15 protein-coding genes are annotated in these 15,563 nt (G+C 58.4%); 7 read left to right on the top strand and 8 right to left on the bottom strand.

Going from position 1 to position 15,563, the window contains the following annotated elements:
• Positions 1-168 precede the first annotated feature (168 nt).
• Positions 169-900 (top strand): TetR/AcrR family transcriptional regulator, encoded by a 732-nt coding sequence (locus ASD70_RS12310; protein WP_056846566.1) that lies wholly within the window; start codon positions 169-171, stop codon positions 898-900.
• 150 nt (positions 901-1,050) lie between these two features.
• Here the strand turns inward: ASD70_RS12310 and ASD70_RS12305 are convergent, their stop codons facing one another.
• The 3 genes from ASD70_RS12305 to ASD70_RS12295 form a co-directional block, all read right to left on the bottom strand.
• Entirely contained in the window at positions 1,051-4,725 is a 3,675-nt protein-coding gene (locus ASD70_RS12305) for a YncE family protein (RefSeq protein WP_056846565.1), read from the bottom strand.
• Between the two features lie 287 nt (positions 4,726-5,012).
• Positions 5,013-6,074, bottom strand: a complete 1,062-nt coding sequence (locus ASD70_RS12300) for an FUSC family protein (RefSeq protein WP_056846564.1) — start codon at positions 6,072-6,074, stop codon at positions 5,013-5,015.
• A 104-nt stretch (positions 6,075-6,178) separates the two neighbouring features.
• Positions 6,179-7,795 carry an NADP-dependent glyceraldehyde-3-phosphate dehydrogenase gene (locus tag ASD70_RS12295; RefSeq protein WP_046068652.1) on the bottom strand — a complete coding sequence of 539 codons (1,617 nt, stop codon included), beginning with the start codon at positions 7,793-7,795 and terminating at the stop codon, positions 6,179-6,181.
• Positions 7,796-7,933: 138 nt separating this feature from the next.
• Between ASD70_RS12295 and ASD70_RS12290 the strand changes: the two genes are divergently transcribed.
• Positions 7,934-8,794 (top strand): Dyp-type peroxidase, encoded by an 861-nt coding sequence (locus tag ASD70_RS12290; protein WP_046068651.1) that lies wholly within the window; start codon positions 7,934-7,936, stop codon positions 8,792-8,794.
• An 82-nt stretch (positions 8,795-8,876) separates the two neighbouring features.
• Entirely contained in the window at positions 8,877-10,007 is a 1,131-nt protein-coding gene (locus tag ASD70_RS12285) for a hypothetical protein (protein WP_056846563.1), read from the top strand.
• 7 nt (positions 10,008-10,014) lie between these two features.
• Here ASD70_RS12285 and ASD70_RS12280 read toward each other — a convergent pair whose 3' ends face one another.
• A complete protein-coding gene (locus ASD70_RS12280) occupies positions 10,015-10,536 on the bottom strand; it encodes a DUF3087 family protein (RefSeq protein WP_056846562.1) in 522 nt (173 codons plus the stop codon).
• Positions 10,537-10,650: 114 nt separating this feature from the next.
• Between ASD70_RS12280 and ASD70_RS12275 the strand changes: the two genes are divergently transcribed.
• Positions 10,651-10,830 (top strand): hypothetical protein, encoded by a 180-nt coding sequence (locus ASD70_RS12275; RefSeq protein ID WP_046068648.1) that lies wholly within the window; start codon positions 10,651-10,653, stop codon positions 10,828-10,830.
• A gap of 12 nt (positions 10,831-10,842) precedes the next feature.
• Complete coding sequence (locus ASD70_RS12270; RefSeq protein WP_046068647.1) at positions 10,843-11,049, top strand: DUF6021 family protein; 207 nt, start codon at positions 10,843-10,845, stop codon at positions 11,047-11,049.
• Positions 11,050-11,079: 30 nt separating this feature from the next.
• Here ASD70_RS12270 and ASD70_RS12265 read toward each other — a convergent pair whose 3' ends face one another.
• Positions 11,080-11,316 carry a DUF6555 family protein gene (locus tag ASD70_RS12265; protein ID WP_005789137.1) on the bottom strand — a complete coding sequence of 79 codons (237 nt, stop codon included), beginning with the start codon at positions 11,314-11,316 and terminating at the stop codon, positions 11,080-11,082.
• Positions 11,317-11,434: 118 nt separating this feature from the next.
• Between ASD70_RS12265 and ASD70_RS12260 the strand changes: the two genes are divergently transcribed.
• Together ASD70_RS12260 and ASD70_RS12255 are read left to right on the top strand one after the other, a co-directional pair.
• Entirely contained in the window at positions 11,435-12,268 is an 834-nt protein-coding gene (locus tag ASD70_RS12260) for an arylamine N-acetyltransferase family protein (protein ID WP_056846561.1), read from the top strand.
• A gap of 125 nt (positions 12,269-12,393) precedes the next feature.
• Positions 12,394-13,146 carry an outer membrane beta-barrel protein gene (locus ASD70_RS12255; protein ID WP_046068645.1) on the top strand — a complete coding sequence of 251 codons (753 nt, stop codon included), beginning with the start codon at positions 12,394-12,396 and terminating at the stop codon, positions 13,144-13,146.
• Positions 13,147-13,205: 59 nt separating this feature from the next.
• Here ASD70_RS12255 and ASD70_RS12250 read toward each other — a convergent pair whose 3' ends face one another.
• The 3 genes from ASD70_RS12250 to nuoN all read right to left on the bottom strand — a co-directional run bounded on the left by ASD70_RS12250 (position 13,206) and on the right by nuoN (position 15,561).
• On the bottom strand, positions 13,206-13,520 hold the full coding sequence (locus ASD70_RS12250) for a helix-turn-helix domain-containing protein (RefSeq protein WP_014718915.1): 315 nt from the start codon (positions 13,518-13,520) through the stop codon (positions 13,206-13,208).
• A complete protein-coding gene (locus tag ASD70_RS12245; RefSeq protein WP_056846560.1) occupies positions 13,510-13,860 on the bottom strand; it encodes a hypothetical protein in 351 nt (116 codons plus the stop codon). The genes ASD70_RS12250 and ASD70_RS12245 overlap by 11 nt, the downstream gene beginning before the upstream one ends.
• A gap of 237 nt (positions 13,861-14,097) precedes the next feature.
• Positions 14,098-15,561: an NADH-quinone oxidoreductase subunit NuoN gene (gene nuoN, locus ASD70_RS12240; protein ID WP_043046579.1), complete on the bottom strand. Its 1,464-nt coding sequence runs from the start codon at positions 15,559-15,561 to the stop codon at positions 14,098-14,100.
• Positions 15,562-15,563: the final 2 nt, after the last annotated feature.

The raw sequence follows: 15,563 nt of genomic DNA, 5'->3' as shown, positions 1-15,563 counted from the left end.
CCAGGCTGAGGGTTTCGAGCCGGCGAAATGCCTTTTGGTATGACTCAATAGCCCGGTTCTACAGGCTTTCAGTGATATGGCGCAGTGTCACTACTTGCTTTCACCCGGCCGCCCCGGTATAAAAAATCAAATTATTTTTTAAAACAATATTTCCGCCGTGGAACCCTTATGGCCGCGAAGAAACTCAGCGCTCCAAACGTTACCAAGACTCGATTGCTGGATGCGACAGAGGCACTCTTCATCAAGTACGGCTACGACGCCGTTTTGTTACGTCAGATTACCGAGCGTGCCCAGGTCAACCTGGCCGCGGTGAACTATCACTTCGGGGACAAGGACTCCCTGATGAAAACCCTGCTGATGCAACGCCTGGAGCCGCTCAACGAGCAGCGCCTGGAATTGCTCGCCCGCTGCGAAGCCGAATCCGACGGCCCGCTGGATTGCGACACCCTGCTCGGCGTGCTGTTCGCCCCGGCCATGGGCCTGGAACGCAGCGACCCGGCCAGTGGGGAAGGGCGCTCGTTCATCCGTTTCCTGGGGCGGGTCTACAGCGACACTTCGCCGTTTATCCAGGAATACCTCAAGGTGCATTACCAGCCGGTGTTCCAGCGCTTCTTCGAAGCCTTCGCCCTGGCCTTGCCGGATCTGCCGCGCAATGAGCTGGGCGTGCGCCTGCAATTTGCGCTCAAGGCAATTTCCGGGGTTATGGCGGGTACCGAATTGCGCCTGCTGATGAACTCCATGAGCCTGGGCCGCCCGGCCACGGATGCGGAGGTGATGGCCAAGTTGATTACCTTGGTGTCAGCGGCGATTCGCGTGCCACAGCAGAGTGCTGAGGCTGAGACGGCGTTGGCCAAGGTGTTGGAGACTCAGCGTGTCATTCGCGAACAAGCCTTACGCTGAGTCCAATCCTCATTCTCCTTTAGGAGCGGGCTTGCTCGCGAAAAACGTCAACGATAACGCAAACAACTTGGTTTACCACGGCGGCCTTGCGGTCTTTGTGAGCTGGCGTAAAGGCCCCGTATCGCAGAATACGGAGCCTTCGAGCTGACCTTAGAGGTCTATTATGGTGACTGTATTACTCCCGGAGTTAGCGACAAACATTCTTGTCCCCTCAGAGTTGACTGCAATGGCCTTGGGTTGGTCGAAACCTTCGAGTGTGCTGATAAGCTCGAGTGTTGTAGCATCGTATGTCTTTACCGTGTTGCCGGATCTTTCAGTTATATAAATCGCGCCAGTGCGGGGATTGGTTGCTACGCCCCATGGGCCTCGCAGACCTTCTATGCTCTTGATTAACGTAGGAGAGTCATTGTTGGTATCGAGAACTAGCAGTCTATTGGCGGCGGCTGCCGTCACGTAAAGCGTGGAGCCGGTTGGGGCATGAGCAAAGCCTGTGTGTTCCACACCGGTCTCATAATAGCTGCCGATAGTTCTTAAAGTGGCCGCGTCGGTGACGACAATATAATATCTCCCTTGCGATCCATATGATCCATATATATGAGTTGATTGCCTATTAATGCCAACTGCCCTGCCAGAGGCTGCGTTGAGTGTGTAATAGTTGTTGAAGGTGCCGGATACTGTATTTGAGGTGGTGTCGATTGATGATGAAGTATAGGCGTAATAATGTGAGATGAAATAGTGGCTGAGATAGCCGCTATAAACTCTTGATCCGTTATTGTTAGTGATGAGTTCTCCGGATTGTGAGGTGGTTATTGCTTTTATCGTTCCAAGGTTGGTTGTGTTCAATGCAAGTATGTCGTTTACATAATATGAATTTTGATATCTGGAGTTGTAAAGGCTTACATAAATCACGTCACCATCAGGTTTTGTGACTAGTCCTGCTGGTGGGTATGCGAGCGGTTGAGTAATAATAGTTTCACCTGTATCCGAATCGAATACTGTAATGCCGTATCCACCAGTTCCGGTGCTGGCAACGTACACCCGGTTATCATCCGGACTAATGGCAAGATATGTCGGGCCATTTCTGACTGTCACACTCCCTACAATCTCCCCGGACATTTTTTTGATCGTATAATTCACAGGTGTCAAAGGCTGTGCTGAAAACTTGTCGTGCTGCTCTTCCAAGTTTACAGATACGTGCACTTCCAGTGAGTCTCCATCTTTCAATAAGCGTAGATAACTCGATGGTATTTCTTCGCTGATGAGTTTTGCACTGGCCTCACCGGGGCTTACAACAGCGCCGATTCGCAGTTCATGGTACCGACTGCTGCATAAATCGATATAAACCGGCTGTCCAGGTTTCATGAGCCGCCATCCCCTTACTTCTATTCGATGGGGTTTACTGGTATCGATCACACCTGAGGATGCACTGGGCACGCTCACAAGGTTCCACTCACTCGCCGGCAGTGCCTCAACCTTCAGCGTCAACTCATCAGACTTGGTGGTCTTGCCGATTTCCAGCAGTTGGTAAAATACCTTGCATTCTCCGTCCAGGTAAGCGGCTACAAACTCATTCTGCACCTCGAAGCTGGTGTAGTTTTCACCCGGTTCCGGGCGTGCCGGTTTCGCCGGGATATCGGGCATACCCACGTCGGGTTTGCCGGTGATGAACACCTTGATATCAGCCCCCGGTGGGAATTTGTCGGAGACCACACGCACAGTCACCTTCTCAGGATTGGGCGGCAGTACATTCATCGGATTCAGGGTGGCCTGATCCGGGCCAGTCACGGTCGCTTGCAGCACCTGTGGCGCTTGCAGTTCCAGCCTGGAACCGACCTTCATATTGACCGCGTGAGAAAAACGCGTCAGTACGTTGTCCCGCCAGCGCGTGTAGTAGATGCGCATGGTCTTGTCGATATTGGCAAGGATGTAGCTACGTTCCAGCCTGAAGCGCAGGTCTCGCCCAACCCATTGAACCCGTATCGGAAACGCCTGCTCAGGTGCCGTGCCGCCGGACGCGGTGCCCTCACAATAAAGCGTCACGATATCGTTGAGCAGGAAGTCAGGGTTGCTCTTGACCACAATATTGGCGTGCTCGGTGGATTGTTCGGGGTCGAATTGATACAGCGGTGCCGGCGCTTCCATGACCTCAGGCTCCGGCAATGAGGCCACTGCGTTGCCGATGTTGACTGTCACGTCCATTGAAGTGCGCACGCCATCCCCATTGTCCACCTGATAAAGAAGCCTGAGTGTGCCGCCTTCAAGACCGGCAATCACGCCGTTCGGGCCGTTGGCAATGGGAAATAACACATCGCCCCCTCCTGCAGACTCGTAGAGTTCGTCGTAGTAGCGAGTGCCGTTGGCGTACGTGCCCTCGAGGATCAGAATCACCAGATCAAAGGGGTCCTGGCCCAGCTCGGGGTATGCCCTGACGATCACATTGATAAATTCTACTTGTGGATCGAGGACGCCGCCGGGCGCTTCCCGCACCACCGGTGGCCGCAGGCGCATATCGATGGGCGTACCGGTTACATCAACGATGATGGCATCGGAGGGGCGGTTGGGCACGCCGCTGCGAATGCGTTCATAGAACAACTGGAACTGCCCGCTGATAAAAGGGCGCAGGTCGGCATTCGGGCAGGGCAGGGTGATAAAGCTCAGTGAGGTAAGCGGTGGGGAGTCGTAGGTGGTGGTGATAACGCCAACGCTCGAACGGCCTCTGACGGTTACGCGCACGATGTCCCCAAGGGCAAAGTCCGGGCTTCGGGTGGTGACAAAGATGGTTGCATCGCGCTCATCGAGCCGGTCATGATCGAGGACATTGTCCGGAGCTTCGAGTATAAAAGCTTCGGGCAAGACCGGCTCAGACCCATCATTGAGCCTGACATTCAACCGTAGTGCCGGTGACCAGCCGAGGGACGCGTTGCCGACCTCGTCGATGATTTCATATTCACACACATGGGAACCACTGCGCACTTGCTGCCAAAAACCGTAATAAAGCGTGACGGTTATATCTTCACGCCCGGTGGCTTGGCTTTCGGTGAGCGGAGGGATTGGCGCCGTGATCCCATTAATGCGTAAGCGAATACGGTCACGTGTGGCCCGGTAGGTGTTGGGTTCCTGGGTCGCATCGTCCGGGTAGAACTTGAAGGTAACAGGTACCCCGTTTTGTGCGTCGGTCTCAGTCACTCCGAAATTGATGATGTGCTCAGGGAATACCGGAACCGGCAGGTTTTCGTTTTGCAGCGTGCTGCCGATCGGGTTGCGACCAGCGGGGGGCACGGTATCGACCTTCAGATTGAAGCGTTTGGTTTCTTTGGACGTGCCACCGAGGTGAGTCACTCTCAAGAACACCGGGTTGACCGGGCCATCAGGAAGACGGGTTCGAGGGATGTATAACGGAATCATACGACTCTTGTCGACATCATTCTGGGTGACATTATAGGTCGCGACTGGAATTAGCAGGTCATCGCAGAACAGCTCAATGAAGTCACCATCAGCCATATTCAGGTAGGCCAACAGGTTGCACAACAGACCCAGGTCCCGATGAACCTCCAGAGCCGCTTTGTTTATGCCACCATCGAAGCCGACGACTGTTTGCGTCAAGCCCGGAATATAGAGGGGCAACACCTCGAACGGCACGTTTGTAAAGCTATCGGAGGTGATGGTGCCCTGGATTGACTGTGGTGGTAGGAAATAGCTGCGGTTAAGGTGCCGGGGGCCGGACAAGTCGGTGGCCTCTTCCGCCGGCTCTGACAATTGCCCTGAGTCGATCACGGGCAATGGCGCGGGGTGTGCGACGACGGAAAGGTGAGTGTCTTGGCTCATGGAAAACCCCCTCTGCAAGTAAATTGGCTCACTGGGGGAATTAAGCGTCTCGGAAGGCGAACGGGATAGCTGTGAGAAATGACAGTCGCGACGAATGGTCTGGGTAAAAACCACTGATTGCCATGGCGCACGCAAAAAAAAGCCCGCTGGGGCGGCGGGCTTGATGTACAACGTTTGTAACGGATGAGGCTTCACCCTACGTCTTGGGATGTGAACAAATCGTGAAAAATATGTAAGAGAAAGTGTGAATGTGTTGATCCTGGTAATCAGATCAACTCCTCATACGTTCAGATCTTCCACCGGCCAGCGCTTTTGGCCAAGCGTTGACGCATTGCATCCACATTCGCGGCCAATTGCAGGGTCAATAACCGATATCCATCCAGTGCGCTGTAGACGGGTGCATCCAATGTGGACTCACCACCGCTGGCCTGGCCGTTGCGTTCCAACCGCTCCGTCACCCCCGACTTCAACGCCCGCGCCATCCCCACCAACTGCACCCTGATTTGCCGATGCTCAGCCTTCAACATTACCTGCATGCGCGCCGTCGCCTGCTCATCGCGAGGATTGGGCCGGGTATTGCCGAGAATCTCCAGGGTGCTGATGCACATGCGCAGGTGGCGCTGGATCGCGTCCAACTCGGTCATGGAAATCCGCACTTCCTTGGACACCGACGGCATCAATGAGCGCAGTTGCAACATTGCTGCATTCAGGCGGTTGAGCAACTTGAGGTGTTCATCATCGGTCACCGATTGACCATTGATGATCCGGCTGTAGATCTGCGCGCAATCACGCAGCGCACTGGCCAGGTTGTAACGCCATGAATACACGGCGTACAGCGGCAGGGCGAAGGAAAACGCCAGGGCCAAGGCGATGCCGATGAGGATGTCTACGGTGCGCCACAGCCCGTCCGACAGCGGATTGTCACCGTGCCCCGCGACGATAAATACGGTAATCGCCGACAGCAGCGCGGTATACCCGCCTTTGCCGATGGCGTGGTAGGAAAAGAATCCGCAAATCGCCGACATCAGCAGGTAGGTCAGCAATGGCTGGCCGACGTAGGCTTCCTGCACCACCAGCAGCAAACCGACACTGGCACCGATCAGCGTACCGTAGGCGCGCTCCACGGCTTTCTTGCCGATATTGCCGTGGTGCTGCAACCCGCCGATCACCACCAGCATGGTTACCGAGGCCCATTCGCCGTGGGGCAGGTTGAGACCGGTGGTCAACAGGATCGTCGCCAGCAAGCCGATGGACACGCGCACGGCGTGGATCAGCTTGGCGTGACGATAGCGGCGGTACGGGTCGAGCAGGGGGCGCAGCAGGCGTCGGGCAAAGAAGGGCAGGTTCATCGGTATTAAAAGAGCCTCAATCGTCAGGGCTGACTCAGTCCATTGTGGGAGGGGCAAGTCGAATCGTCGCACCGACCCTCTCACATTGTTGAACCGAGGAGTGCTTAGAAAATGTAGTCAGTGGTCAGGAAGCTCGAGTCACGGTTACGCAGGATCTCGCTGACCAACGCCTTGTTGCTCTCCTGGAACTTGGTCGCCACCAGAGTGCGGATCGAGAACACGCGCAGGGCGTCATGTACCGACAGCGTGCCCTCGGCCGAGTTCTTGCGGCCATTGAACGGGAAGGTATCCGGCCCGCGCTGGCACTGGGCGTTGATATTGATGCGGCCGACCTGGTTGGCGAAGGTGTCCACCAGGCGCCCGACGGCGACGGGGTCGGTGCCGAAGATACTCAACTGCTGGCCAAAATCCGAGTCCAGCACGTAGTCGATCACGGTTTCCAGGTCGCGGTAGGGCACGATCGGCACCACCGGGCCGAATTGCTCTTCGTGGTACACGCGCATCTGCGGGTTCACCGGGTACAGCACCGCCGGGTAGAAGAACGAACCACGGCTGCTGCCACCTTCGGCATTGACGACCTTGGCACCGTGCCGGGCCGCATCGGCCACCAGTTCATTGAGGTAATCCACCTTGCCCACTTCCGGCAGCGGTGTCAGCGCTACGCCATCGTCCCAAGGCATGCCGGGCTTGAGGGTGGCTAGCTTGGCATTGAACTTCTCGATAAAGCTGTCGACCACATCCGCGTGCACAAACAAAATTTTCAGCGCGGTGCAACGCTGGCCGTTGAACGACAGCGAGCCGGTGACTGCTTCACTCACCGCGTTGTCCAGGTCCACTTCGGGCAGCACGATCCCCGGGTTTTTTGCATCCAGCCCCAGCGCAGCACGCAAACGATGCGGTTTGGGGTGCAGCTTTTTCAAATCGCTGGCGGCCTTGTTGGTGCCGATAAACGCAAAGATATCGATCTTGCCGCTGGCCATCAGCGCGCTCACGGTTTCGCGGCCGCTGCCGTAGATCACGTTGATCACCCCGGCCGGGAAGCTGTCGCGGAAGGCCTCCAATAAAGGACGGATCAACAGCACCCCGAGCTTGGCCGGTTTGAACACCACGGTGTTGCCCATGATCAGCGCCGGGATCAGCGTGGTGAAGGTCTCGTTCAGCGGGTAGTTGTAAGGCCCCATGCACAACGCCACGCCCAGGGGCACGCGACGGATTTGCCCGAGGGTGTCCTGTTCAAGCTCGAAACGGCTGCTGCGGCGGTCGAGTTCCTTGAGGGCGTTGATGGTGTCGGTGATGTAGTCGCAGGTGCGGTCGAATTCTTTCTGCGAGTCCTTGAGGTTCTTGCCGATTTCCCACATCAGCAGCTTGACTACCGCGTCGCGCTGTTCGCGCATGCGCCGCAAGAAGGCTTCGACATGCTGGATGCGCTCTGCCACGCGCATCGTCGGCCATTCACCCTGGCCACGGTCATAGGCGCGCACGGCGGCATCCAGGGCGGTGAGGGCGGTATCGGCATCCAGCAGCGGCGTGCTGCCGATATGCACGCGTTCATCGCCCAGTTGCACCGGGCTTTGCACGCGGGCGAGCGGGCCGTCCCACACCCGCAGTTGGCCATCGACCAGGTAATCACGCTGCTCAATGGGCGCCGCCAGGCGAAATTGCTCGGGAATCTGGGCAACGGACGTGGGAAACAGTTGGGCAAGCAGGTTGCTGGTGGTCATGTCGCTACCCCTGGAATAGTTGCAAAACATGACTAGAGAGTCACCCAACTGGCAGCTCCAAGGCAAGGCTTACGCGCATTCTTGTTCGCAGTGTCGCGTGCGCCGGGTAAACTGCGCGGCTTTTCAGAAGGAGTTCACATGAGTCAGTACCAGCCGGGCATTCTTGCCGCCCCGGTGCCTTTGCAGGCCCGCCATCTGTTTTTTGCCCTCGATTCCCTGCAAGCCGTGCCTGCTGCCCTGGACGCACTGGTGCAGTGGACGGATGCGGCGGCCGTGGTCGGTTTCGGTGAGCCGCTGGTAAAGGCCCTGGGTGCTGAGATTGAAGGGTTGCGTACATTCCCCGTGGTCAGCGGCCCCGGTGCACATAACCCGTCGACCCAGCAGGCGTTGTGGGTATGGTTGCACGGAGTGGATCGCGGCGAGTTGCTGCTGCGCAGCCGCACACTTGAAAAAGCCCTGGCCCCGGCTTTTCGCCTGGTGCAATCGACCGAAGGCTTCCGCTACAAGACCGGTTTTGACCTGACCGATTACGAAGACGGCACCGAAAACCCCCATGACGATGCCGCCGTGACAGCCGCCTTGACCGATAGCGGCGCCAGCTTCGCCGCGATCCAGCAATGGCAGCACGACCTCGACGGTTTCGCCGCATTGCCGGCCCAGGAGCGTGACCACATCATCGGCCGCCGCCATGGCGACAACGAAGAGCTGGATGACGCTCCCGAGTCCGCCCATACCAAACGCACGGCCCAGGAAAGTTTCACCCCGGAGGCCTTCGTGGTCCGCCGTTCCATGCCCTGGGCCGAGAATGGCCAGGCGGGTTTGATGTTTCTTGCTTTCGGGCATTCCTTCGATGCGTTCGAGGCGCAGCTTCGACGTATGAGCGGGTTGGAGGATGGGATTGTTGATGGTCTGTATCGCATCAGTAAGCCACTGACCGGTGGTTACTACTGGTGCCCGCCGGTCAGGGAAGGGCGCCTGGACCTGAGTTTGGTTTTTTAACGCTTCTGCACCTGCGTCCTTGAAAAACACATGGCGGCAACGCTAGTGTGGCGGTCTGAATATTTCTGAATGTTTCAGCTTTATGCCCAGCCTCACTCAACGCACTGCCGATAGCACCTCGCGCCGCGCCGCCTTGACCCTGGGGTTTTGCCTGCCCAGCGATGTGTTGCTCTATCTGTTGCTGCCAATGGAGTCCGAGGCGTTCGGCGTCACCCTGGCCCAGGCCGGCGTGCTGTTGGCCGCCAACCGCCTGGTACGGATCTTTGGCTACCGGCATGTACTGAATTTCTATGCGCGTAACGGCGACCGCCTGACCTGCATGATCGCCGCCGGTGCCGCAGCGCTGTGCGCGCTGGGCAATTCGGTGCTGTCCGGGTTCGCTGCGCTGCTGGGCCTGCGGTTGGTCTGGGGCCTGTGTTTTGCCGCGTTGAACCTGTCGACCCAAGTACTGGCGACCTCCGAGCCGGAGGGCGCGGCCCGCAGGGCAGGGCGTTCGCGGGCATTGATCGCCTTCGGGCCGATGCTGGCCTTGCCCCTGGGCGGGCTGTTGACGTTATGGGCAGGGCCGCGCCCGATCTTTCTGGTTCTCGCCGGTTGCTGCCTGGTGGGGCTGTGGCTCGCCCGCGGCTTGCCCACCAGCGGTCATGATTTGCACAGCACTCCGGGGCGCCGCTTCAAGTGGCCGGACAGTGTGGCGCTGTGGTCGTTTATCGAAGGCGTGGCGCTGGACGGCTTGTTTATCTTTGGCCTGTCACTCCAGGCACAGAAAATCATGGGCGGTGATGCAGTGCTGATCGCCGGTGGCTTGATGGGCCTGCGCTACCTGTCTGAATTGCTGTTGAGCTCATTGGGCGGGCGTGCGGCCCAGCGCTTCGGGGCCACGTCGATGTTACTGCTGTTTTCGTTCTTGAGCGCCCTGGCCTTGGCCGCGTTCGGCAGTCATTGGGTGATCGTCGGCGCGGCGGCGGTGCTGGTGCTGCGTGCCCTGCAACTGCCACTGGTGACCACGCTGGTGGCTGAGCGCAACCCAGGTGCCATGCGCGTATCGGCATTGGCGTCCAACGCCGTATGGCGCGATATCGGCGCAGGCCTCGGGCCGCTGCTGGCGGGCCTGTTGCTGCCGGTGGCCGCTGCGCCTTGGGTGTTTGGCCTGGCTGGCGCAGCAATTGTCGTGAGCGCGCTGTTCTGCTGGCGGGCCAAGGTCGCCCACTGACGTTACGTTAAGCGCTTTTCAGGCTTTGCAGCCATGTGGGATCGAGCCGGGTTTGGTCGATATCGATCCCCAGAGCCTCCATCTTTGTCTTATGAGCCTCAATCTCGCCGACCAGTTGCGCCTGGGCGCTGGAGTTGGCGTCCAGTTCATGCATCTGCGTCAGCCCCAAGTGATAGAAGCGCAATAACTTGATGGCCGCCGGGTCGTTGGCCTGGACCCGCTCGGTGACCTTGTGCATTACATTGGTCACACTCATCAGGCTGCGTTTGAGCTGCCAACCGTATACAGCCGGCGCCAGCCAGGGCTGGGTCCAGAACGGGCCACGCACCAGCGCGACAGTAATCAACACCCCGGCAAATACGCCGCCGACATTGAAGCGAAAGTTGTCGCCTCCGGGCTCGCCGAACAGCACCACCGCCAGGCTCGACAGCAGCATGGCCAGGGCCAGGAACAGCACGGCGACGATCAGCGTGCTGCGGCGGGTCTGTTGACGGTAGGTGACGGGGTCGCAGGGTTTGAGCTCGAACATCCGAGGAAGGTCTCCAGAAAGGGCTGCCATCTTCTCATGCTTGCAGCAATGAAGTTGAACGATAGCCACGGGCAGTTTCTCTAAATTTGTGAAGCCCCCATGAGGTAAGCCGTCATGTCCGAACACAAACAGCCACCACCTGGTACACCCGACCCGAACCGCACGCCCGGTGAAGAAGAGCGCGACAACGATGCGTTGCGCCCCAATGACCCGAAAGAGCGTGGCCCGGACGATGATGTCGAGCGCGTCGAAGAAGACCTGGAAAACCTCCACGACAAAGCTCGCCCGCTTTAACAGGAGAACCTGATGAACAAGCGTACCGATGGCCCCCACTCCAATGAACATGCCAGCGGCAAGGATGAGCTGGGCTTTGACCCGGACTCGCCGGATGTGGCAGACCCGCAGGTCGATCCGATAGGCCCGGCCATCGCGCCGTTGGACAAAGACAAAAAGGCTAAGGAAGAGGCGAAAAAAAAGCCGCCCTACGATCCGTTGGGCGACTTGAAAAAGTGAACCGAGCCCCGCCGTCGTGCGGGGCTTTGTTTATTTGGGCGGCGTCCAGCTGACGTCGGTAATGCCATACTTTTCCGCCCAGGGCCGGGTGGTTTTTTTCACCTGCTCGTGACCCACGCGGCCGATGCGGCTGACATGTGCAATGTCGGCATCAACGGCCGCCCAATGCCATGCCTCGGCGTTGTTCATCACTTCGGCGCGCACCACGAAAGACTTGGGTTTACCGTGTAGCTGATAGTGGATGGTGTAGATTTTTGCGGTACTCATGTTGCCTCCCTGTCTTGTTATAGATGGATAGGCCAGCGTTCAAAAAGGTTCATTCAAAATGACAACGTGTGCGGGGGCGCGGCATAGTGACGCTCCGCCTCGTGCCAAGGACCGCGCCATGCCTGAACTCACTCATAGTCATCTCTATTTGAAACGCCTGGGCTACGATTCGCCGCCACCCCCCACCTTGCAAACCCTGCAGGACTTGCAACTGCGCCATGTGTGCACCTTTGCCTTTGAAAATCTGTCGACGCTGATGTACGCGCCGGTGCCGATCGACCTGCCCAGCGTCGAGCACAAGGTGCTGCACCAGGGGCGCGGTGGTTATTGCTACGAGTTGAACCAGTTGTTCCTGGCCCTGCTGCAGGAACTGGGCTTCGAAGCCCGCGGCATCACCGGTCGCGTGATAATTGGCGGGCCACCGGACGCCCACACCGGGCGCACCCACCGCCTGAGCCTGGTGACGCTTGAAGGGGTGCGCTACATCACCGACGTCGGCTTTGGCGGCATGGTACCCAGCAGCCCGTTGCAACTGGACACCGACGCATCCCAGGCCACTGCCCACGAGCCCTATCGCCTGACCTTCAATCAGGGCAGCTACACGCTCTGGGCCCAGGTCGCCGAAGAGTGGCGCGGCCTGTATGTGTTCGATCTGCAAGTCCAGGCAGACATCGACTACGAAATCGGCAATTGGTACGTCTCCACGCACCCGGGGTCGCCGTTTGTGGGGCAGTTGAAGGCCGCACTGCTGGCACCCGGTAAACGTCATACCTTAGCCAACGCCCACTATGCGCTCCATTACCTGGATCGGCCCAGTGAAAAGCGCACGCTTCGGACTGCCGATGAATTGCTGGGGCTATTGCGCGACACCTTCGGCATTCGGCTGCCGGATCAGCCTCAACTTAGCGAAGCCGTGGAGCGCCTTATCTGTATGAATCCTGAAGAATATTGAGATAGAGCCTTCGCTGAACCGTTTTTTCTCCTTTTTGGTGCAAATCAGTTCGAACTTTTTGCAAACGCCAAGGTTCGAACCGATTCCTGAATACTTTGCCCACCTTAAAATGGAGATGTAAAACGATGTCCAAACTATTCGGAAAATTCCTCAAGAACACCTCGTTGCTGGCCCTGGTGGCTGCGCCTGGCGTGGTGTTCGCTGCACCTTCCACCGACCCGATTTCCACCTTCGGGATCCTCGGCAGCTACAACGACTTCAAACTCGAAGGCGGTAGCCAAAGCGACAAAGACCACATGCCTGAAGCCGGCCTGTTCTATAACTTCGGCAACAAGCTCACTGCCGAGTCCGGTTTTATCTACCAGGCCGGTATCGAAGCCAAGTACGGCGAAAAGAGCGATAACAAGCTCAAGGAAGGCCAGGCCGACCTCGACCTCGGCTGGCGTGCCGCGCTGGATGCGCGCAACTTTGTCGACGTGATCGTGGGCGGTGGCTACACCTGGACCCGCTATGAGCCGGACACCAATGGCTACGACATGAAACTGACCAACAAGTCGCCGTTTGCCAAGGCTGCGCTGGGCTACAACCACCAGTTCGATGACATGACCCTGCGCGTTGAAGCCGGCGCCCGTCACACCATCGATGGCCGTGCCAAACTCAAGGTAGACGGCGTTGGCAGCGACAGCGTGGACCTCAAGGACCGCACCAACCCCTATGCCGAAGTCAGCCTGCTGATGAACCAGAAGGGCGACCTGCCAGTGATGGCGGGCCTGTACTACACCCGCACCGAGTACAAGCTCGACGATGACTCCTATGTGGCCGACAACACCAAGCTCAAGCGTGACGAATACGGCTTCAAGGTCGGTATTGCATTCTGACGCTGTTGTACTGCAAAAAACGCCTCGATAATCGGGGCGTTTTTTTTGGCTTTCGCAGGTCAGCCCAATGCGGCAAGTTGCGCCACGGTTTCAGGAAAACGCGCTACCAGACGGATCAGGGTGACGGCCTGGGCGTTGGGCTTGGCCCGGCCTTGTTCCCAGTTCTCCAGGGTGCGGGTGTTGGTACGCAGGTACATGGCGAATACCGACCGGGAAAGGTTGAGTTGCTGGCGCACGGCGATCACCTCATCAGCGGTGAGCGGCGCCAGCTTGTTGAGGTGGACCTTGTGGTTGCGCAGGGTGATTTTACCCTGGCGCTCATCGGCCAGGGCGTCGAAGCCTTCGACCAGTTCGGAAAAGATGTCACGTTTCATGATGTGTTCTCGCTTTGATTTCCCTGTCCAGCATGTGTTTAAGAGCTTTCTTGTGGTGGGGTGTCAGGTCGCTCTGTTCGTGCTTGCCGTACAAGGTGAATAACCAGAATTGCGTGCCGTCTGACCACCAGTAGTAAATGACTCGCAGGCCACCACGCTTGCCTTTGTTTCGCCGCTCATCAACGAAGCGAACCTTTCTCAGCCCGCCCGTTCCTTCGATCACATCTCCTGCTTCGGGGTTTTTCATTAACTCCTGTTGAAAACCCTGGAAAAGCTCCTCACTCAGATAGTCCTTGCGATGCCGCTCGAATGCCGGCAGTTCGATAAATAGAGCATCCATGTTCTGTACGTAGCCTGCGTAGAGTTTGGTGGCCCGCCCGCGTTAGGTCAAGTGACCGCGCTGTGGGAACTTTCTTAAAACGCAAACACCATACGGCCGGCTTCATCGGGTAGATGCCGGATGAAGAGGCAGATCGAGGAGGAAAATTCAGCGAGCAGGGGAGGGGAAAAGCAGATCCTGGGAAACGCAAAACGGCGCCCAAAGGCGCCGTTCTGTTGACTGCATCAACCTAAGCGATCAAACCCCCAGCACCGCATGCTGCACCAAGGTGAGCAACGGTTGTGGGTACACGCCCAGGAAGAACGCGAGCAGGGCGATGGCCAGCAGCATCACGCCGCCTGCCTTCTGTTCCCAATGCAACTCGGCATCCACACGGCGCAGGTTGGGCTCGATCAGGTAGAGGGTGACCATCACGCGCAGGTAGTAGAACACGCCGATGGCGCTGCCCAGCACCAGCGATGCTACCAACCACCACTCGTGGGCTTCGACACCCGTGGCGACAATGTAGAACTTGCCGATAAAGCCCGCAGTCAGCGGGATACCGGCCAGGGACAGCATCATTACGGTCAGCACGGCAGTCAGGTACGGACGGCGCCAGAACAGGCCGCGGTATTCGTACAGGGCGTCGGCGTCACGGCCTTTGTAAGGCGAGGACATCAGCGTGATCACACCGAAGGCGCCAAGGCTGGTGATCACGTAGGTGACCAGGTACACGCCAATGGCTTCCACGGCCAGGCCCTTGCTCGCCACCAGGGCGATCAGCAGGTAGCCGAAGTGGGCGATGGACGAGTAACCCAGCAGACGCTTGAGGTTGTTCTGGGTCAGCGCCAGCAGGTTACCGAACAGGATCGACGCAATGGCGATCACGGTCAGCACGTTGCTCAGCACGCCGGTGTTGGCGGCAGGCGAGATCTGGAACAGACGCACCATCACCGCAAACACCGCCACCTTCGACGCAGTCGCCAGGAACGCGGCCACCGGCGCCGGGGCGCCTTCGTACACGTCCGGGGTCCACAGGTGGAAGGGTACCAGCGACAGCTTGAACGCCAGGCCGATCAGCATCATCGCCAGGCCCAGCTGGGCAATCGGCGCCGGGCTGTTGGTGGCGGCCAGGGCCTGGCCGATACCCGTGAAGCTCAGGCTGCCGGCTTCGGCGTAGAGCAGGGCCATGCCGAACAACAGGAACGCGGAACCAGCAGCCGACAGCACCATGTACTTGATGCCGGCTTCCAGGGAGCGCTTGTTGAAGAAGGCGTAGGCCACCAGGCCGTAGGTCGGGATCGACAGCAGTTCCAGGCCGATGAACAGGCCGGCCAGGTGCTGCGCGCTGACCAGCACGATACCGCCGGCCGCAGCCAGCAGGATCAGCAGGTACAACTCTTCCTTGTTACCTGGGTAACCGGTGCCGCCTTCGCCGAGGTAGGCGTGGGCGAGGGTCACGCACGCCAGGGTCGCCACCAGGATCAGGGCGATGTACAGCAGCGCGAAGTCATCGACCATCATCAAAGGCGTGACCGCCAATGGCGCGACCTTGAGGGCCGGGATGATCGACAGCAGGGCCAGGTTCAAACCGGCACAGGACAGCAGGAACGTTTGCGAGTGATTGCGGCGCCAGGCGATCGCCAGCATCACCACCACAATGGTGAGGCTGGTGATCAACAGCGGCGCAAGCGCGATAAAGTGTTGGATCGTGAATTCCATAG

Source organism: Pseudomonas sp. Root569, assembly GCF_001427465.1.
GTDB classification, from domain to species: Bacteria; Pseudomonadota; Gammaproteobacteria; order Pseudomonadales; family Pseudomonadaceae; genus Aquipseudomonas; species Aquipseudomonas synxantha.
Note: the sequence above shows the minus strand (reverse complement) of the source record. Positions and strands in the feature narration are given on the sequence as shown.